Genomic DNA, 18,058 nt, shown 5'->3' on the forward strand with positions numbered 1-18,058 from the left:
CATAGGCTTCAACGCTTTACGCCACTTTTAACCATGAGGTAACGACGTGCGATTTCCGAACCAACGTTTAGCGCGACTCTTCAGCCTGCTGCAGAACGAGACGCTGCCGCAGGATGAGCTGGCGCAGCGGCTGTCGGTCTCCACGCGTACCGTCCGCGCTGATATCACTGCGCTCAATGCGTTGCTGGAGAACCACGGCGCGCAGTTTATTTTGAGCCGCGGCAGCGGTTATCAGTTGAAGGTGCTCGATGCCGCGCTTTATCACGCCCTCCAGGCCACCCGCCCGCGCGCGCTGCGCATTCCGCGCACCGGGCCGGAGCGGGTGCACTATCTGGTGGTGCGCTTTCTCACCTCGGCCTTCTCCCTCAAGCTGGAGGATCTGGCTGACGAGTGGTTTGTCAGCCGCGCCACGCTGCAAAACGATATGACCGAGGTGCGCGAGTGGTTCTCCCGCTATCGCCTGACGCTGGAGACCCGGCCGCGCCACGGCATGAAGCTCTTCGGCAGCGAGATGGCGCTGCGCGCCTGCCTCACCGACCTGCTGTGGGAGCTGGCGCAGCACAACGCCCATAACCCGCTGATTACCGAAGATGCGCTTAACGCGGGCGTGCCCGAGGCGCTGGCGCCGTTTCTGCACGACTGCTTTAGCCGCTACCATATTCGCCTCACCGATGAGGGCGATCGCTTTATCCAGCTCTACTGCGCCGTCGCCGTGCGGCGTATTAGCGAAGGGTTTCCACTCTCGGAGTTCACCGCCGACGATGGCGATGAGCAGGTGCACCACGCCGCGCGGGATATTGCCAGTGCGTTGCAGCAGCTGGCTGGCAAACCGCTGGCGGAGGCGGAGGAGCACTGGCTGCGGGTGCATATTGCCGCCCGGCGGGTGCAGGATCCGGCGCCCAGCGCCATCAGTGCTGATGATGACGAAACGCTGGTGAACTACATCCTCGGCTATATCAATACCCACTATAACTACAACCTGCAGGGCGATGCGCAGCTGCATGCCGACCTGCTGACCCATATCAAAACCATGATCACCCGCGTTCGCTACCAGATCATGATCCCTAACCCCTTGCTGGATAACATAAAACAGCACTACCCGATGGCGTGGGATATGACGCTGGCAGCGGTGTCGAGCTGGGGGAAATATACGCCCTATACCATCAGCGAAAATGAGATCGGTTTTCTGGTGCTGCATATCGGCGTCGGGCTGGAGCGGCACTACAACGTTGGCTACCAGCGCCAGCCGCGCGTGCTGCTGGTGTGCGATGCCGGGAATGCGATGGTGCGGATGATTGAAGCGGTGCTGGCACGCAAATATCCGCAAATCGTCATTACCCGCACCGTGACGCTGCGCGATTACGAGCAGTGCGACAAGCTGGCGGAAGATTTTGTTATCTCTACCGCGCGCATCAGCGAAAAAGATAAACCAGTGGTGACCATCGCGCCGTTCCCCAGCGATTACCAGCTGGAGCAGATTGGCAAACTGGTGCTGGTGGATCGCACCCGCCCGTGGATGCTGAAGAAGTATTTCGACGCCGCCCACTTTCGCATTATCGATGAGGCGATGGATCAGCAAACCCTGTTCCGCACCCTCTGCGCCGAGCTACAGCAGGAGGGCTTTGTCGATGGCGAGTTCCTCGATTCGGTGGTGGAGCGCGAAGCAATTGTCAGCACCCTGCTCGGCGAAGGCATCGCGCTGCCGCACGCCCTTGGCCTGCTGGCAAAGAAAACCGTGGTTTACACCGTGCTGGCCCCGCAGGGCATCGCATGGGGCGAGGAGACGGCGCACGTCATCTTTTTACTGGCGATCAGCAAAAGCGAGTATGAAGAGGCGATGGCGATCTACGATATCTTCGTCACCTTTCTGCGCGAACGCGCCACCGCCAGGCTCTGCGCCTGCGCCGATTTCGACACCTTTCAACGCGTGGCGATGGCCTGCGTAAGCCGGTTTTGAGAGCGGTTATCCAAAAACAGATGTAATGCCAATGTAATGCTATATTGCATTACACATTCCCACCTGCCCGGAGGCATAATGGCAACGCTCAATGTTCGACTGGATGACAAGCTCAAAGAGGAGGCCTGGAAAGTGCTGGAGAAACTCGACATCACGCCCACCGAAGCGGTGCGCCTGCTGTTTCAATATGTTGCCGAGAATGGCCGCATGCCGGTTAAAACCGTAACGGTGAGCGAAGACGAAGCGGCACTGCTGGAGGTGGTCAGAGAGCGCCTGGCGAACCCGCAAAAAGGGATCAAGGTCAGGCTGGATGATGTATGAGCTGGCGTTTGATCCGCGCGCATTGAAAGAGTGGAAAAAACTGGGCGTGACGGTTCAGGCGCAGTTTAAAAAGAAGCTCGCAGAAGTGCTGGTTCAGCCGAGAGTAGAAAAAGCCCGGCTGCATGGCTTGCCGGATTGCTACAAGATAAAGCTTCGCGCCTCGGGCTATCGGTTGATTTACCAGGTTAGAGACAACGTGGTGACGGTGTTTGTCGTGGCGATTGGTAAACGCGAAAAAGAGGCGGCTTACCACAGCGCTAATCACCGCCTGTAGCCCCATCACCGCAAATGGTGCACTACCTGATTGCTGCTGCCGCGCCAGATCAGCATCGGGTCTTTCAGATCCTGCATAAACTTGCCGTCGATCAGCACATTGATCAGCTCAACAACCTCCTGCTGTGCGGCGTTCAGCTCATCGATTTTGTAGCCGGTCCACACCCAGATATCTTTGCCGGGGCACTCGGTGCGGATGCGCTTCACCAGCTTTAAAATATCGGGCACGTTTTGCGGATGCAGCGGATCGCCGCCGGAAAGCGAGATCCCCTGGCGCTTAATGCGCGTGTCGTTGAGATCGGCGATGATCCGATCCTCCATCTCCTGCGTGAACGGCAGGCCGGAGTTCAGCCGCCAGGTGCTTTTGTTGTAGCAGCCTGGGCACTCATGCACGCAGCCGGAGACGAACAGGGTGCAGCGGGTTCCGGGGCCGTTGACGATGTCGACAGGGTAGTATTGATGATATTTCATTTTCGCTTCCCACTTGCCGCCATAACTGTGTTGGCTGTTCTCACTCACCCAGGTCACTTACTTATGTAAGCTCCCCGGGATTCCTTCGTTTGCCGCCTTGTTATGACGCCAATTGCTTTGCGAAATCGCTTCCCACTTGCCGCCATAACTGTGTTGCGAAATTGCTTCAGAGTCGCTTTGCAAAAAACCGGTATGGCAACCGTAGGCCCGATAAGCGTCGCGCCATCGGGCACATCGCCGGGCTTAACCCATCTGCCCATTACCAAGGTGTTTCACGCGGCGTTTCACCTCTTCCTGCTTGCCAGCGTTGAACGGGCGCGCGTCCGGGCTGCCAAGATAACCGCACACGCGGCGGGTGACCGATACGCGGGAGGCGTCATGGTTGCCGCATTTCGGGCAGGTAAAGCCTTTGCTGGTGCAGGCAAACTCGCCGGTAAAACCACATTCATAACACTCATCAATCGGCGTATTGGTGCCGTAATAGGGCACATGCTGATAGCTGTAATCCCACACATCCTCCAGCGCGCGCAGGTTGTGCTGAATGTTCGGGTACTCGCCGTAACAGATAAACCCGCCGCTGGCTAACGGCGGATAGGGCGCTTCGAAGTCGATTTTGTCGTACGGGTTCACCTTCTTCTCCACGTCGAGGTGGAAGCTGTTGGTGTAATACCCTTTATCGGTCACGCCATCGACCACGCCAAAATCGGCGGTATCGATGCGGCAGAAGCGGTCGCAGAGGTTTTCGCTCGGCGTGCTGTAGAGGCTGAAGCCGTAGCCGGTCTCCTCTTTCCACTGATCCACCGCCTGGCGCAGGCGTTCAACAATCGCCACCCCTTTCGCGCGCAGGGTTTCGCTGTCGTAAATATGTTTATTGCCGGAAAGGGCATTGATGGTCTCATGAATGCCGATATAGCCCAGTGAGATCGACGCGCGGCCATTTTTGAAAATCGGCGCAATATCGTCATCCGCTTGCAGACGCACGCCACACGCGCCCTCCATATAGAGGATCGGTGCTACACGCGCTTTCACCCCTTCGAGGCGGGCGATGCGGGTCATCAGCGCTTTGCGCGCCAGCGCTAAGCGGCTATCCAGCAGCTTCCAGAAAGCGGCTTCATCCCCTTTCGCTTCCAGCGCGATACGCGGCAGGTTGAGGCTGATAACGCCAAGGTTGTTGCGCCCATCGTGGATCTGCTCACCGTTCTCTTCATACACGCCGAGGAAGCTGCGGCAGCCCATCGGGGTTTTAAACGAACCGGTCACTTTCACAACCTGGTCATAGTTGAGAATGTCCGGGTACATGCGCTTGCTCGCGCACTCCAGCGCCAGCTGTTTGATGTCGTAATTCGGGTCGCTGAACTTGTGGTTCAGCCCGTCGCGAATGGCAAACACCAGTTTCGGGAACACTGCGGTTTTGCGGTTTTTACCCAAGCCTGCGATGCGGTTACGCAGAATCGATTGCTGGATCAGCCGCGATTCCCAACTGGTGCCGAGGCCAAAGCCGAAGGTGACAAACGGCGTCTGGCCGTTGGCGGTATGCAGCGTGTTGACTTCATACTCCAGCGACTGAAACGCGTCGTAGCACTCCTTCTCGGTGCGCGAGCGGGCGTAGGCGTCGGCGTCGGCAATCTGCCACTCGTTTGCCACTTTACGATGCTTTTCAAAGCTTTCAGTAACAAAGGGTGCCAGCACTTCATCAATGCGGTTGATGGTAGTGCCGCCATAAATATGGCTGGCGACCTGGGCGATAATCTGCGCGGTCACCGCCGTGGCGGTGGAGATCGATTTCGGCGGCTCAATCTCCGCATTGCCCATCTTAAAGCCGTGAGTCAGCATCCCTTTCAGGTCGATCAACATGCAGTTGAACATCGGGAAGAAGGGCGAGTAGTCAAGATCGTGGTAGTGAATCTCGCCGCGCTCATGAGCCTGCACCACATCGCGCGGCAGCAGGTGCTGGCGGGCGTAGTGCTTAGCGACAATCCCCGCCAGCAGGTCGCGCTGGGTCGGGATCACTTTACTGTCTTTGTTGGCGTTCTCGTTAAGCAGCGCCGAGTTGGTCTGCTCCACCAGGCCGCGGATCTCCTGGTTCAGGCGGCCACGCTTTTCGCGGGCGATATCGCGATCGTGACGGTACTCAATATAGGCGCGCGCCAGCTGCTTATAAGGGCCAGACATCAGCTGATTTTCAACGGCGGTCTGGATTTCACTGATATCGACCTGCGCGCGATCCTGCATCTGGCTACTGATAACTGCTGCGACGGTGGCGCAATAGTCTGCGTCATCGACTCCCGCTGCGGTTGCGGCGCGCCAGATTGCCTCCTGGATCCGCGCCGAGCTGAAAGGCACTTTACAGCCATCTCGTTTCATCACATGCGGTGTCATGATCACTCCCTTCTGCAAAACAGGTTATCCACACGATAAAGACGTCCCATCGGTTGGTTATTCATTATTAAAACCAATAAGTTCGTCCCGTTCTGGCCCCGATTATCCACAGAATGACCTGCATTCCGGGCTGTAGGTTTGTTCGTATAATAGTCAAGAACTACAACATGTAGGGCCGGGTGGCATTCTAATTTCTATATATAGTGATTTGCATCAAAGATGTTTACGTCTTTTTTGACTCAGGACAAAGTAAAAATCTGACGCTACAGCGGGCGGGGCATTCAGGGGAGATATAAAATTTCACGCTTTTATGATGATTAAAAATGCATCAAAAAAGCGCGCAAAAGTTAAACCAGACGGGCAGGGATGACGTGCTGGCGGGGGGCGTCAACGTCGGTCACCTGAGCGATTAGCTGCGCCGCCGCCTGACGACCGGCTTCGGCGTAGCCCGGATCGACGGTGAGGATCTCCGGGTGGAGAAAATTGATAAGAGACGTGTTGCCGACGCTGGCAAGCTGAAGCGCGATGCGCCGCTCCTGCAGATATTTGCTGGCACCGAGGGCCAGGCTGTCGCTGGCGCAGAGCAGCGCAGTGGTCTCGGGCGTCAGCACCTGCGCCACATGATCGTAACCCGGCTGCATACCCAGACCGGGCAGCACCGCGCGCGGCGTCAAATCGTGCTGGCGGCAAAAGGTCTCATAAGCCTGGTGGCGACGCTTGCCGGTGGTGATATCGCTGTGCGGGACGCCAATAAAAGCGATCTGCCGGTGTCCCTCTGCGTAGAGCTTCGCCATCAGCAGTTCAATGGCGCCCTCATCGTCATAGCTGACGGAGGAAAAGCCGCTGACGTCGCGCGCCATCACTACCAGCGAGTCGCGCCAGGCGGCAAGCAGGCAGGGCGTAATGCCGGTAAAACCGAACAGCACCACACCGTCGATATTACGCTGGCTCAACATCTGCAAATGTTCCGCCACCAGCTCCGGTTGAAAGCGGCTCTCCATCATGATCGGGTCGTAGCCCTGCTCATAAAAGGCCGGGAGCATGGTTTGTACTGCCAGGTTTTCGGCGCGGGAGTCGAGCCGCGTCACGATAATCGCCACCACTTTGTCACTCTGCCCGCGCATGGCGCGTGCGGAGCGGGAAGGGGAGAAGCCATGCTGATTGACCACCGCCGCCACCCGTTCGCGCGTCTGCTGGCTGACGCCATTTTCATTGTTCAGCACGCGCGAGACGGTCGATTTTCCCACTCCGCTTAAACGCGCGATGTCATTAATGGTCAGCCGGTTTGGCATGCAGCACTCCTGATACTGGCGATGGGGGTTGGCAGAGTCAGAAAGTGTTGCACTTCAGAGCAAATAACAACAATGAGTAAAGTCTGGTTTATCCCTGCGCGGCGCGAGTGGCGGTCGTATACGTTCGGTTTACATTTCGGGGTATATGATACCGCTGCGTAATCATTCCCTTTTAACCCTTACCGGAGGCGCTATGGATCCCGATCCCACCCCTCATCCCCGATGGAGAAGACCCTTCCGGTAAGCCCGCATTTGCTGCCTTACCGGATGCGTAAGGCAGCGACGTCATCTCGTCCCTGCCCGAGTTATTAACACCTTCTGGTGCGGCATTGTCGCGCCCGTAGTTAACGCACCCGCGTGAGGCGGGGGCAAGGACATCGCTATGCTGAAAACATTTACCCGGCAGCTTTTTGCTCGCTTGAACCGCCACTTACCGCGCCGCCTGGTCACGCGCGATCCGCTTCCCGGCGTGCGTAGCGCCACCCAAGGCGAGATCCCGCCCTCAATGAGTGAACGCTGCCTGCAAACAGCGCTGATGGAGCAGCCGCAGCTGTGGGAAACCTTTAACAGCCACCCGGAGGGGTTAAACGCGCAGGAGGTGCGGCTGGCGCGGGAGATCCACGGCGAGAACCTGATTCCGGCGCAGAAACCGTCGCCGTGGTGGGTGCATCTCTGGCTCTGCTACCGCAACCCGTTCAACCTGCTGCTCACCGTGCTCGGCATCATCTCTTATGCTTCGGAAGATCTCTTTGGCGCAGGGGTGATCGCGCTGATGGTGGCGATCTCCACCTTGCTGAACTGGTTGCAGGAAGCGCGCTCGACCAAAGCGGCAGATGCGTTAAAAGCGATGGTCACCAACACCGCGACGGTGCGGCGCGTGATGAGTGATAGTGGCGAGAGCGACTGGTGCGAGCTGCCGATCGATCAGCTGGTGCCGGGCGATATCGTCAAGCTCTCCGCCGGGGATATGATCCCGGCGGATCTGCGCATCGTGCAGGCGCGGGATCTCTTTGTCGCCCAGGCGTCGCTGACCGGCGAATCGCTGCCGGTTGAGAAGAGCGCCATCACCCGTCAGGTAGCGCAGAGTAACCCGCTGGAGTGCGACACCCTCTGCTTTATGGGCACCAATGTGGTGAGCGGCACCGCGCAGGCGTTGGTGATTGCCACCGGCGGCCAGACCTGGTTTGGGCAACTCGCCAGCCGGGTCGGCGAGCAGGAGAGCGAACCCAACGCCTTCCAGAAGGGGATCGGTCGCGTCAGCCTGCTGCTGATCCGCTTTATGCTGGTGATGACGCCCATCGTCTTGCTGATTAACGGTTTTACCAAAGGCGACTGGTGGGAAGCGGCGCTGTTTGCCCTCTCTGTCGCCGTTGGGCTGACGCCGGAGATGCTGCCGATGATTGTCACCTCGACGCTGGCGCGCGGCGCGGTGAAGCTCTCAAAACAGAAAGTGATTGTGAAACACCTCGACGCCATTCAGAACTTTGGCGCGATGGATATTCTCTGCACCGATAAAACCGGCACGCTGACGCAGGACAAAATCGTGCTGGAGAACCACACCGATATCAGCGGCAGAGTGAGCGAGCGCGTGCTGCACTGCGCGTGGCTCAACAGCCACTACCAGACCGGGCTGAAAAACCTGCTCGATACTGCGGTGCTGGAGAGCGTCGAGGCGGAGATGGCGCAGACGCTTGCCACACAGTGGCGCAAAGTGGATGAGATCCCCTTTGACTTCGAGCGCCGCCGCATGTCGGTGGTGGTAGCGCAGGATGCGGATGCCCATCAGCTGATTTGCAAAGGCGCGCTCAGCGAGATGCTCAGCGTCTGCGGCCATGTGCGCTACAACGGTGAGATTGTGCCGCTGGATAACAGCATGCTACGGCGCATTGAGCGCGTCACCAGCACCCTTAACCGCCAGGGATTGCGCGTCGTGGCGGTGGCGACCAAGTATCTGCCCGCGCGTAGCGGTGACTATCAGCGGATTGATGAGTCGGATCTGATCCTCGAAGGCTATATCGCATTTCTCGATCCGCCGAAAGAGAGCACCGCCCCGGCGTTAAAGGCGCTGAAAGCCAGTGGCATCACCGTCAAAATCCTTACCGGCGACAGCGAACTGGTCGCCGGCAAAGTGTGTCACGAAGTGGGCTTAGCGGTGGGGGATGTGCTGATTGGCAGTGAAATCGAACGCATGAGCGACAACGAGCTGGCGCACGTGGCGCAGCATGTGACGCTGTTTGCCCGCCTGACGCCGATGCACAAAGAGCGCATTGTGCGCCTGCTGAAGCGCGAAGGGCACGTAGTGGGCTTTATGGGCGACGGCATTAATGATGCGCCTGCGCTGCGGGCGGCGGATATTGGTATCTCGGTGGATGGCGCGGTCGATATCGCCCGTGAAGCGGCGGATATCATCCTGCTGGAGAAGAGCCTGATGGTGCTGGAGCAGGGGGTAATCGAAGGGCGTCGCACCTTTGCCAATATGCTCAAGTACATCAAAATTACCGCCAGCTCGAACTTCGGGAACGTCTTTAGCGTGCTGGTGGCCAGTGCATTTCTGCCCTTTTTGCCGATGCTGCCGCTGCACTTGCTGATTCAGAACCTGATTTATGATGTGTCGCAGGTGGCGATCCCGTTCGATAACGTCGACGAGGAGCAGATCGCGAAGCCGCAGCGCTGGAACCCGGCCGATCTCGGGCGTTTTATGGTCTTTTTCGGGCCGATCAGCTCCATTTTTGACATTATTACCTTCGCCGTAATGTGGTGGGTGTTTAAGGCCAATACGGTGGAGGCGCAAACCCTGTTCCAGTCCGGCTGGTTTGTGGTGGGCGTGCTGTCGCAAACGCTGATTGTGCATATGATCCGCACCCGCCGCGTGCCGTTTATTCAGAGCCGCCCCGCCTGGCCGCTGGTGGCGATGACGCTGATGGGCATTTGCGTTGGCATTGCGCTGCCCTTCTCACCGCTGGCGGGTTACCTGCAATTGCAGGCGTTGCCGCTCGGGTATTTCCCGTGGCTGGTGGCGATTCTCGCGGGGTATATGATCCTGACCCAGTGCGTGAAGGGGATCTTTTACCGCCGCTATGGCTGGCAGTAGCGCGGATAAGTGCCGGATGGCGCTACGCTTATCCGGCCTACGCCGTTTCAGTGACATGGGTTTTTCCAAGCCTGAAAGGCGCAGTTTCGTAGGCCTGATAAGGCGAAGCCGCCATCAGGCATTGCGTCGGAGGGTGATGTGCGGGCTGTTTGCCGGATGGCGCTTTGCTTATCCGGCCTACGGGAATGCGGTTTGTGGTCTGGTTTTGTAGGCCTGATAAGGCGAAGCCGCCATCAGGCAGGAGCGCTGATGGCGGCTGAAGGCATTAACGACGAACGGCGATGGCTTCGATTTCGATTTTCACATCTTTCGGCAGACGGGCCACTTCGACACAGGAGCGCGCCGGGAAGGAGGCGTTATGCTCGGTGAAAAAGGCTTCGTAGGTGGCGTTAACGGTGGCGAAATCGTTGAGATCTTTGACGAAAACGGTGGTTTTCACAATGTCGCCCACGGTCAAACCTGCCGCTTCAACGATCGCTTTCACGTTCTCCAGCGACTGGCGCGCCTGGGCATCGATCGCATCCGGCACGCTGCCGGTTTTCGGATCGACCGGGATCTGACCGGAAGTCAGGATCATATTGCCAAGATCGACGGCCTGCACATAAGGACCAATCGCGGCTGGCGCGTTTTCCGTAGCGATAACTTTAGTCATAAATCACTCCTGTAATCTGCGGTAAAAGGGATGCCGATCCATTATAGGGAGGGCACCCGGCTTTACCAGCCGCAATTAGTTAGCCAGCACCACGTGGTGCGAGAACTCTTTTTCACAATATTTGCACTTCAGCGCGATGTCGTTTTCGCGCTTTTTCACCGCAAAACTCGACGATACCGGCTCGGCGTGGCTGATACAGTTGCTGTTCGGGCAGGTCAGCACGCCGCTGATGCGCTCAGGCAGGCTCGGGCGCGATTTGCCCACCACTTCATACTCATCAATGCGGTTCACCGTCGCCTGCGGCGCATAGAGCGCCAGCTGGTTCACCTGCTCGTCGGTCAGAAAGGTATTCTCGATTTTAATCAGATCTTTACGGCCCATTTCACCGGAAGGCAGGTTCAGGCCGATGGTGATGCGCTGATCCGTTTCCGTCAGCTTGAACAGCGTCAGCAGCTTAAAGCCGATACGCGCCGGAATATGGTCAATCACGGTGCCACGTTTGATGGCTTCGACCTGAAGTTTGTTGTCATGCGTCATTGTCGTTTCCCTCTTACAGAGCCAAATCGCGATTCAGAACCAGCGCCAGCAGCGCCTGGCGGGCGTAAATACCGTTCCCGGCCTGCTGGAAGTACCAGGCGTGCGGGGTTTTATCGACATCGGTGGTGATCTCATCGACGCGCGGCAGCGGGTGCAGCACTTTCATATTGCTGCGCGCGCCCTCAAGGTCGGCGGCGCGCAGCACAAACTGCGCTTTGACGTTGGCATACTCTGACGGATCGAGGCGCTCTTTCTGCACGCGCGTCATATAGAGAATATCGACCTCGGCCATCACCTCGTCGATGCTGGCATGCAGGCTCCAGGCGATCCCTTTTTCATCCAGCATATCGAGGATGTACTGCGGCATTGCCAGCGCGTCCGGGGCGATAAAGTAGAAGCGGTTGCCGTTGAATTTCGCCAGCGCCTGCGCCAGCGAGTGCACGGTACGGCCATATTTCAGGTCGCCCACCATCGCGATATTAAGGTTCTCCAGACGGCCCTGGGTCTCCTGAATGGTGAAGAGATCCAGCAGCGTCTGCGTCGGATGCTGATTCGCACCGTCACCGGCGTTGAGGATTGGAATGCCGCCGGAGAACTCCGTCGCCAGGCGCGCCGCGCCCTCCTGCGGATGGCGCATCACAATCGCATCGACATAGGTGCTAATCACCGAAATGGTGTCCGCCAGCGTTTCGCCCTTCTTGCCGAGCGAGGTGTTGCTGCTGTCGGAGAAGCCGACCACGCTTGCGCCTAAGCGGTGCATGGCGGTTTCAAAAGATAGACGCGTGCGGGTGGAGGCTTCAAAGAAGCAGCTGGCGATCACTTTATGCTTCAGCAGCTCCGGCTGCGGGTTGGCTTTCAGGCTCGCCGCCGTGTGGAGGACCAGTTCAAGTTCTTCGCGGCTGAGATCGTTTATGGAAATGATATGTTTCTGATATAGCGGATTAGCCATGGTTATCTCCTGACGACGGCGCAAAAAAAAGCCCCTCAAAAGAGGGGCTGGATATGGGGTAAGCCACGGGAGCGAAAAACGGCAGGCCGGCGCCTGTATTCAGACGCGGTAAGAGAGACTCTCGAACACACTGGACCATGCTTCCTCCCGGCAAATTGTCCCGGATTATACGCAGCTGTTTTCACGGATCAAGCGTTTGATGCACACTTTACGCAGTGCAAACGGTTCTCTATGAATAGTAATGCGTTTTAAACGCCGCTTACGCGCCAGCGTTGAAACATGCGTTAACGCAAAACTCAGGCAGATAGGGGTAGCAGGCGCGGGGGAATCCTCGTATAAATGGTGGAAATGAAACGCTGTTTTAATTGAGGGTTTAGCAATGATCGTTGGCAATATTCACAACCTACAACCCTGGCTGCCGGAAGAGCTGCGCCAGGCGATCGAGCATATCAAGCAGCATGTGACCGCAGCGACGCCGGTTGGCAAACACGATGTCGATGGCAACCGCCTCTTTTACCTCGTATCGGAAGATATGACGCAGCCCTTTGCCGAGCGCCGCGCCGAGTATCACGCGCGCTATCTGGATATCCAGATCGTTTTAAAAGGCGAAGAGGGGATGACCTTCAGCACGCAGCCTGCGGGCGCGCCGGATACCGACTGGCTGGCGGATAAAGATATCGCCTTTTTGCCGCAGGGCGAGCAGGAGAAAACCGTGGTGCTGAGCGCAGGAGATTTTGTCGTCTTCTATCCTGGCGAAGTGCATAAACCGCTCTGCGCGGTCAACGCACCGGCGCAGGTGCGCAAAGTGGTGGTTAAGCTGCTGGTGGCCTGATTGCTCCCCCTCTCTGCGAGGAGAGGGGAAACGCCTTACTCGCTGAGCGTGGCGACCATCACCGCTTTGATGGTGTGCATGCGGTTTTCCGCCTGATCAAACACCACGCTTGCCCGTGATTCAAACACTTCATCCGTCACTTCCATCCCGCCGTGCAGGCCGAACTCCTGCGCCATCTGCTTGCCAAGCGCGGTCTGATCGTCATGAAATGCCGGCAGACAGTGGAGAAACTTCACCTGCGGGTTGCCGGTCAGCGACAGCATTTTGCTGTTGACCTGGTAAGGACGCAGCAGGGCGATGCGCTCTGCCCACTTCTCTTTCGCTTCACCCATCGATACCCAGACATCGGTGTAGATAAAGTCCGCATCTTTCACGCCGACGGCGACATCTTCGGTCAGCAGAATATTGCCGCCGTTTTTCACCGCCTGCGCCTGGCACTCCGCCACCAGGCTCGCCTCCGGCCAGCAGGCTTTCGGTGCTACAAGGCGTAAATCGAGGCCCACTAGCGCGGCGGCTTCCAGCATCGAGTTGCCCATGTTGTTACGCGCATCGCCTGCATAAACCAGCGTCATCTGGTTAAAGGCTTTGCCCGGCAGGTGCTCGCGCATGGTGAGCAGATCCGCCAGCAGCTGCGTGGGGTGAAACTCATCGGTTAAGCCGTTCCACACCGGCACGCCCGCGAAGCGCGCCAGGGTTTCAACAATCTCCTGGCCATAGCCGCGATACTGAATGCCGTCATACATCCGGCCCAGTACCCGCGCGGTATCTTTAATTGACTCTTTATGCCCGATTTGACTACCGCTTGGGCCGAGGTAGGTGACGCGAGCGCCCTGATCGTAAGCGGCAACTTCGAAAGAGCATCGTGTGCGGGTAGAGTCTTTTTCGAAGATGAGCGCGATGTTTTTGCCGGTAAGCTTCTGGACTTCCTGGCCTTTTTTCTTATCTGATTTGAGTTGCGCGGCAAGTTGCAGCAGAGCGTGGATTTCAGCAGGGGTAAAATCGAGCAGTTTCAGAAAATGTTTCTGGTAAAAAGGTGACATTTTTTCCTCGCATGGCGAACGCCACTTATTGAATTAAAATTCAATCTATATGGATGAATATTCATTTGCAACCCTGATGGATAAATCTTTTCGGCGAAGAGTGGAGGCAACGGCGGCGGTGTGTGACAATAAGAGTATCTGCCACTTTGATGAGGAACGACCCATGGCAAACCCGGAACACCTGGAAGAGCAGCGCGAAGAGACGCGTTTGATTATTGAAGAGTTGCTGGAAGATGGCAGCGATCCTGATGCGCTCTACACCATTGAGCATCACCTGTCGGCAGATGATTTCGAAACGCTGGAAAAAGCGGCCGTTGAAGCCTTCAAACTCGGCTACGAAGTGACCGAGCCGGAAGAGCTGGAGCTGGAAGAGGGCGAAGTGGTCATCTGCTGCGACGTGCTGAGCGAAAGCGCGCTGAATGCCGATCTGATCGACGCGCAGGTTGAGCAGCTGATCAATCTGGCAGAGAAATTCGACGTTGAGTACGACGGTTGGGGCACGTACTACGAAGACCCGAACGGCGAAGAGGGCGACGACGAAGACGACGAAGATTACGTTGACGAAGAAGATGACGGTGTCCGTCACTAAGTGAACGTTGCGGCAGCGCCATGCTGCCGCAAAGCAAGGAAATGCCATGGATTACCCGCAACTACTCGCCCCGGTTCGCGCTTTTCTGCACTGCCCCACTCCCACCGCCTGGATAGAAAAAGCCCGTCAGCCCGAGATGCTGCCGCTGCTGCTCACCGATCATCTGGTCTGCGAACTGAAGGCTGCCCAAACCGCCATGCTGCTGGTGCGCCGCTATGTTGCCGATAAAACCGGCTCAGAAGCGCTGCTGGCCTGGCTGAAGCCCTATGAAGCATTTACCTTCCGCGAAGGCCCTGAGCCGGACTTTGTCGCCCTGCATAAGCAGATCGGCAAAAGCGTGATGCCACAGACCGATGATGCCTGGGGCCAGGCGCTGATCGACAGCATGGTGCTGCTGATCAAAGAGGAGCTGCACCACTTCTGGCAGGTGCGCGAAGCGATGCTCGCCCGCAATATTCCCTATGTCAAAATTACCGCCAGCCGTTATGCCAAAGGGATGCTGAAAGAAGTTCGCACTCATGAACCGCTGACTCTGGTCGATAAATTAATTTGCGGTGCCTATATCGAAGCGCGCTCCTGCGAACGCTTCGCCGCGCTTGCGCCGTGTCTTGACGCGGATTTGCAAAAATTTTACCTGTCGCTCCTGCGTTCCGAAGCGCGCCACTACCAGGATTACCTCGCGCTGGCGCAGCAGATTTCGGCCACCGATATTGCGCCGCGTGTGCGCCATTTCGGCGAAGTGGAAGCGGCGCTGATTAGCTCACCGGATACGGAGTTCCGTTTTCACAGCGGCGTACCGGCCTGATTTGAGATCAAAGGAAAATAATGAACTGGACACATATCCTGATGGCGGGCTACGCCGGGATGGCGATCGCCGTGGTCGCCAGCCTGCTGCGTAAAAAAGGGTGGCTGAGCAAAGGAAGCGCGATCGTGCTGGTGGTGGTGTTTATCGCCCTGTGGAACGTGATCGACATTAAATATTTGCAGGGAGAGAATTTAGCCCAGACCGCGGATGAGAAGTTTGACGCGACGGTGCAGCAGGTCCCGGCGTGGAAATTTATCGCCGAACACGATCCCGCCCTGATGGCGAAACTGCGCGCCCAGGTGATGGTGATGATGAAAGAGGGAGCGAATGAGCAGAAGGTGATCGACGCCATTCAGCCGCAGATCCTCGCGGTGCAGATGCAGCGTTTGCAGTTTGCGCCGGACGATCTGGTGGTCGCCGAAATGCGCGTGATGATGGAGCAGGCCGCCGAAATTCAGGCCAAGAGCGATGATGCCTGCTTCCGCTTTCAATACCCGGCGGTAAAAGGGGGCATCAACCCGGTGCGCTTTATCTCCCCGGAGATGTTAAAACGCCGCCTCGATACCGAAGCCGCCATGCTCAACGCCTCTTACGGGCCCAATAAACACACCGTGACAGCCGAAGAGCGGGCCAATGCGCAGCGGGATGTCGCCATGGTGGTGCAGCCGATGGCGCAGAAGTATGGTCAGGATCTGCAACTGCTGGATGCGCCGCAAAATGCCATCGGCAAAGAGAAGCTGGTCTGCGATATGCTGCAACAGCTTTGGGGTGATGTACTGGCGCTACCGCCGCAGAAAGCCGCCGCGATTGTACGGCTGGTGCTGGCGTCGGAAGAGCAGTGATGGCGCGGGCCGATGCGCCCGCACTTGATTAGAGCGTTTTTAACATCCGCACTTCGCAATCGACGTGCCCGGTGCAGCCCAGCGGGCCGTCGATATGCGCAAACCCCAGGTGCTCATACAGACCGATGGCGTCGGTTAAAAAGGCGGTGGTCTCTAAATAGCAGCGCGTGAAGCCGCTTTTTTTCGCGTGATCGAGCGCCATCAGCGCCAGCTTTTTCGCCAGCCCCTTGCCGCGCGCGCAGGGCAGAAAATACATCTTTTGCAGTTCGCAGATATCCGGCTCGCTGCACTTCAATGGCGCCACGCCGCCGCCGCCCACCACCTCGCCGTTCAATTCAACGACCCAGTAAGCGCAGCCTTCGCGGCTATATAACTGATAAAGCTCGTCCAGTTCAGGATCGGCAACGGTGTAGCCTTTATCAGCCGTCAGGCCATATTCGGCTGACACCTGACGGATCACCGAGGCGATAGCCGCATTATCTGTCGCGGCAATGCGGCGCATTTTGACCTCTACCGGCGCGGTTACATTCATTTTCGCACTCTGTCTGTTGCTTTTTCGGGGATCCTGGTTAATACCACTACAGGGCCCATCTGGCAAGACCAGGAATATTGGGCGCTATTTTTTTGACCGTAAGGTATTTACACTGCACAGTGGAGATAATTCTTAAGCAATATTGCTGTGGTTAACTCCGTTAGCACCTCTTTTTTACAATAAGGATTGTTATGACTTCCGACATTCATGCTTCTGTGGCGGCTCCCGTGCGCCATTTCCGCTTTCAGGGTAGCGGGAAAGGCTATTTCGTTGTTTGGCTGGTTAATATTCTGCTGACCTTAATAACGCTGGGGATTTATTTACCGTGGGCGTTAATTCGCGCGCGTCGTTATTTCTACGAAAACACCGATCTGGAGGGGGCTCGTTTCTCTTACCACGCGACCGGCAGCTCCATTTTTGTTGGCTGGCTCTGCCTGCTGGCGCTGTATGTGATTTTTTTAATTAACGTGGTACATGGGAACGTTATTCTGCAACTCTGCATGATGGGTTTATTTATTCTCTTCTTCCCATGGTTAATTACGCAGGGTCTGCGTTATCAGATGCTGATGACCGAGATTAACGGCGTGCGCTTTAACTTTTACGCCAGCCCGCTGCGCGCGTGGTGGGTGATGATGGGCTGCCCGCTGCTGATTATGGTTGGCGTGGGGATTATTTTCTCTATCTTCGCGACCATGGCGGCAAGCAGCGGCTCAATTAGCGCCATTGTTACGGTGAGCATCGTGGGATCGCTGGCCGTATTGCTGGGTATTGGCGTGATGCAGGGCGTATTTGCCGCGCAGTGGTATGGCATGCTGGCGAATAATTTGCAGTACGGCAAATTAAAATTCTCCGGCAGTTTCTCAATGAAAAAATGCATCGGTATTGTGCTGCTGTCGATGCTGCTGTTTATTCCGTTTATCGCGCTGGTGATGGTATTGATTGTGCCGGCGATGATTGAACTGATGCAGTCTGCCTATTTACTGCAGGGCGATCCGGAGCAGATGGCGATGATGATGGGGCCGATGTACGGCAAAATCATGCTGACCTACCTGATCTATATTCTCGGCGCGATTATCTGCTTTACCTTTGCTTTCGTGAAGCTGCGCGCTTACCTCTACAGCCAGCTGGCGCTGGAAGGGGATATTCGCTTCTCTTCCACGGTGACCGTTGGGCGCATGCTGTGGATCGCCATCAGTAATATGGCGGTGTGCCTGGTGACGCTGTTCCTGGCGTGGCCGTGGGCGAAAGTGCGTATGACCCGCTACCTGCTGGAAAATACCCATGTGCATGGCAACCTGGAAGCGCTGACGCTGGAAGATCACGGCGTTCAGCCGGCGAAAGATCCGGCTAACCTGCTGGCGCGTGGTTTGTCGTTCTATCCGGCGGCGATTTAAGTTCGGTAGAAAGTGCCGGATGGCGGCTACGCCTTATCCGGCCTACAAAAGCAGCGGGAGTTATCCCGCAGCCAATAAAAAAGCCGGGCGCGATGCCCGGCT

General features: G+C 57.1%; 19 protein-coding genes. 9 read left to right on the forward strand and 10 right to left on the reverse strand.

The window, feature by feature from the left end; all coding sequences use genetic code 11:
* Positions 1-46 precede the first annotated feature (46 nt).
* The 3 genes from SOM48_RS07985 to SOM48_RS07995 all read left to right on the forward strand — a co-directional run bounded on the left by SOM48_RS07985 (position 47) and on the right by SOM48_RS07995 (position 2,552).
* Positions 47-1,957 (forward strand): BglG family transcription antiterminator, encoded by a 1,911-nt coding sequence (locus SOM48_RS07985; protein ID WP_320511751.1) that lies wholly within the window; start codon positions 47-49, stop codon positions 1,955-1,957.
* Between the two features lie 78 nt (positions 1,958-2,035).
* Complete coding sequence (locus SOM48_RS07990; protein ID WP_320511752.1) at positions 2,036-2,278, forward strand: type II toxin-antitoxin system RelB/DinJ family antitoxin; 243 nt, start codon at positions 2,036-2,038, stop codon at positions 2,276-2,278.
* Positions 2,268-2,552: a type II toxin-antitoxin system RelE family toxin gene (locus SOM48_RS07995; protein ID WP_320511753.1), complete on the forward strand. Its 285-nt coding sequence runs from the start codon at positions 2,268-2,270 to the stop codon at positions 2,550-2,552. The genes SOM48_RS07990 and SOM48_RS07995 overlap by 11 nt, the downstream gene beginning before the upstream one ends.
* Positions 2,553-2,557: 5 nt before the next feature.
* Here the strand turns inward: SOM48_RS07995 and nrdG are convergent, their stop codons facing one another.
* The 3 genes from nrdG to treR form a co-directional block, all read right to left on the reverse strand.
* On the reverse strand, positions 2,558-3,022 hold the full coding sequence (gene nrdG / locus SOM48_RS08000; RefSeq protein WP_054804021.1) for an anaerobic ribonucleoside-triphosphate reductase-activating protein: 465 nt from the start codon (positions 3,020-3,022) through the stop codon (positions 2,558-2,560).
* 243 nt (positions 3,023-3,265) lie between these two features.
* Positions 3,266-5,401 (reverse strand): anaerobic ribonucleoside-triphosphate reductase, encoded by a 2,136-nt coding sequence (gene nrdD / locus SOM48_RS08005; RefSeq protein WP_289745216.1) that lies wholly within the window; start codon positions 5,399-5,401, stop codon positions 3,266-3,268.
* Between the two features lie 347 nt (positions 5,402-5,748).
* Entirely contained in the window at positions 5,749-6,693 is a 945-nt protein-coding gene (gene treR / locus SOM48_RS08010) for a trehalose operon repressor TreR (RefSeq protein ID WP_288881534.1), read from the reverse strand.
* A 382-nt stretch (positions 6,694-7,075) separates the two neighbouring features.
* Here treR and mgtA point away from each other — a divergent pair, with 382 nt between their 5' ends.
* On the forward strand, positions 7,076-9,784 hold the full coding sequence (gene mgtA / locus SOM48_RS08015) for a magnesium-translocating P-type ATPase (RefSeq protein WP_320511754.1): 2,709 nt from the start codon (positions 7,076-7,078) through the stop codon (positions 9,782-9,784).
* 265 nt (positions 9,785-10,049) lie between these two features.
* Here the strand turns inward: mgtA and ridA are convergent, their stop codons facing one another.
* From ridA to SOM48_RS08035, 4 genes are all read right to left on the reverse strand, one after another.
* Positions 10,050-10,436: a 2-iminobutanoate/2-iminopropanoate deaminase gene (gene ridA, locus SOM48_RS08020; RefSeq protein WP_023480382.1), complete on the reverse strand. Its 387-nt coding sequence runs from the start codon at positions 10,434-10,436 to the stop codon at positions 10,050-10,052.
* 75 nt (positions 10,437-10,511) lie between these two features.
* A complete protein-coding gene (gene pyrI, locus SOM48_RS08025) occupies positions 10,512-10,973 on the reverse strand; it encodes an aspartate carbamoyltransferase regulatory subunit (protein ID WP_023480436.1) in 462 nt (153 codons plus the stop codon).
* 13 nt (positions 10,974-10,986) lie between these two features.
* Positions 10,987-11,922, reverse strand: coding sequence for an aspartate carbamoyltransferase (pyrB, locus tag SOM48_RS08030; protein WP_023480227.1), 936 nt, complete (start codon positions 11,920-11,922; stop codon positions 10,987-10,989).
* Entirely contained in the window at positions 11,915-12,061 is a 147-nt protein-coding gene (locus SOM48_RS08035) for a pyrBI operon leader peptide (RefSeq protein WP_223284269.1), read from the reverse strand. The genes pyrB and SOM48_RS08035 overlap by 8 nt, the downstream gene beginning before the upstream one ends.
* Positions 12,062-12,301: 240 nt before the next feature.
* Between SOM48_RS08035 and SOM48_RS08040 the strand changes: the two genes are divergently transcribed.
* On the forward strand, positions 12,302-12,754 hold the full coding sequence (locus SOM48_RS08040; protein WP_320511755.1) for a YhcH/YjgK/YiaL family protein: 453 nt from the start codon (positions 12,302-12,304) through the stop codon (positions 12,752-12,754).
* Between the two features lie 35 nt (positions 12,755-12,789).
* On the opposite strand, the gene argF is transcribed toward SOM48_RS08040, so the two are convergent.
* Both argF and argL read right to left on the reverse strand, forming a co-directional pair.
* Positions 12,790-13,794, reverse strand: coding sequence for an ornithine carbamoyltransferase (gene argF, locus SOM48_RS08045; protein WP_042714033.1), 1,005 nt, complete (start codon positions 13,792-13,794; stop codon positions 12,790-12,792).
* On the reverse strand, positions 13,764-13,859 hold the full coding sequence (argL, locus tag SOM48_RS22670; RefSeq protein WP_225975695.1) for a putative translational regulatory protein ArgL: 96 nt from the start codon (positions 13,857-13,859) through the stop codon (positions 13,764-13,766). The genes argF and argL overlap by 31 nt, the downstream gene beginning before the upstream one ends.
* A 98-nt stretch (positions 13,860-13,957) precedes the next feature.
* Here argL and rraB point away from each other — a divergent pair, with 98 nt between their 5' ends.
* From rraB to SOM48_RS08060, 3 genes are read left to right on the forward strand one after another with little or no spacing between them, the layout of a single operon-like run.
* Complete coding sequence (rraB, locus tag SOM48_RS08050; RefSeq protein ID WP_023480438.1) at positions 13,958-14,383, forward strand: ribonuclease E inhibitor RraB; 426 nt, start codon at positions 13,958-13,960, stop codon at positions 14,381-14,383.
* Between the two features lie 46 nt (positions 14,384-14,429).
* Positions 14,430-15,188 carry a tRNA isopentenyl-2-thiomethyl-A-37 hydroxylase MiaE gene (gene miaE, locus SOM48_RS08055; protein ID WP_128483761.1) on the forward strand — a complete coding sequence of 253 codons (759 nt, stop codon included), beginning with the start codon at positions 14,430-14,432 and terminating at the stop codon, positions 15,186-15,188.
* 20 nt (positions 15,189-15,208) lie between these two features.
* A complete protein-coding gene (locus SOM48_RS08060) occupies positions 15,209-16,030 on the forward strand; it encodes a topoisomerase II (RefSeq protein ID WP_320511756.1) in 822 nt (273 codons plus the stop codon).
* 28 nt (positions 16,031-16,058) lie between these two features.
* On the opposite strand, the gene SOM48_RS08065 is transcribed toward SOM48_RS08060, so the two are convergent.
* Positions 16,059-16,562 (reverse strand): GNAT family N-acetyltransferase, encoded by a 504-nt coding sequence (locus SOM48_RS08065; protein WP_139569587.1) that lies wholly within the window; start codon positions 16,560-16,562, stop codon positions 16,059-16,061.
* A gap of 191 nt (positions 16,563-16,753) precedes the next feature.
* On the opposite strand from SOM48_RS08065, the gene SOM48_RS08070 reads away from it, so the two are divergent.
* Positions 16,754-17,956, forward strand: coding sequence for a YjgN family protein (locus SOM48_RS08070; protein ID WP_139569588.1), 1,203 nt, complete (start codon positions 16,754-16,756; stop codon positions 17,954-17,956).
* Positions 17,957-18,058 lie beyond the last annotated feature (102 nt).

It is taken from the genome of Kosakonia sp. CFBP8986, assembly GCF_034044935.1.
GTDB classification, from domain to species: domain Bacteria; phylum Pseudomonadota; class Gammaproteobacteria; order Enterobacterales; family Enterobacteriaceae; genus Kosakonia; species Kosakonia cowanii.

Bases quoted from the DNA above. Each gene is read 5' to 3' on its own strand.
- SOM48_RS08065 (WP_139569587.1), bottom strand. From the start codon at position 16,562: ATGAATGTAACCGCGCCGGTAGAGGTCAAAATGCGCCGCATTGCCGCG.
- pyrB (WP_023480227.1), bottom strand. From the start codon at position 11,922: ATGGCTAATCCGCTATATCAGAAACATATCATTTCCATAAACGATCTC.
- nrdD (WP_289745216.1), bottom strand. From the start codon at position 5,401: ATGACACCGCATGTGATGAAACGAGATGGCTGTAAAGTGCCTTTCAGC.
- mgtA (WP_320511754.1), top strand. From the start codon at position 7,076: ATGCTGAAAACATTTACCCGGCAGCTTTTTGCTCGCTTGAACCGCCAC.
- pyrI (WP_023480436.1), bottom strand. From the start codon at position 10,973: ATGACGCATGACAACAAACTTCAGGTCGAAGCCATCAAACGTGGCACC.
- SOM48_RS07995 (WP_320511753.1), top strand. From the start codon at position 2,268: ATGATGTATGAGCTGGCGTTTGATCCGCGCGCATTGAAAGAGTGGAAA.
- SOM48_RS08035 (WP_223284269.1), bottom strand. From the start codon at position 12,061: ATGGTCCAGTGTGTTCGAGAGTCTCTCTTACCGCGTCTGAATACAGGC.
- SOM48_RS08060 (WP_320511756.1), top strand. From the start codon at position 15,209: ATGAACTGGACACATATCCTGATGGCGGGCTACGCCGGGATGGCGATC.
- SOM48_RS08070 (WP_139569588.1), top strand. From the start codon at position 16,754: ATGACTTCCGACATTCATGCTTCTGTGGCGGCTCCCGTGCGCCATTTC.
- treR (WP_288881534.1), bottom strand. From the start codon at position 6,693: ATGCCAAACCGGCTGACCATTAATGACATCGCGCGTTTAAGCGGAGTG.
- miaE (WP_128483761.1), top strand. From the start codon at position 14,430: ATGGATTACCCGCAACTACTCGCCCCGGTTCGCGCTTTTCTGCACTGC.
- rraB (WP_023480438.1), top strand. From the start codon at position 13,958: ATGGCAAACCCGGAACACCTGGAAGAGCAGCGCGAAGAGACGCGTTTG.
- argL (WP_225975695.1), bottom strand. From the start codon at position 13,859: ATGAATATTCATCCATATAGATTGAATTTTAATTCAATAAGTGGCGTT.
- ridA (WP_023480382.1), bottom strand. From the start codon at position 10,436: ATGACTAAAGTTATCGCTACGGAAAACGCGCCAGCCGCGATTGGTCCT.
- SOM48_RS07990 (WP_320511752.1), top strand. From the start codon at position 2,036: ATGGCAACGCTCAATGTTCGACTGGATGACAAGCTCAAAGAGGAGGCC.
- nrdG (WP_054804021.1), bottom strand. From the start codon at position 3,022: ATGAAATATCATCAATACTACCCTGTCGACATCGTCAACGGCCCCGGA.
- SOM48_RS08040 (WP_320511755.1), top strand. From the start codon at position 12,302: ATGATCGTTGGCAATATTCACAACCTACAACCCTGGCTGCCGGAAGAG.
- argF (WP_042714033.1), bottom strand. From the start codon at position 13,794: ATGTCACCTTTTTACCAGAAACATTTTCTGAAACTGCTCGATTTTACC.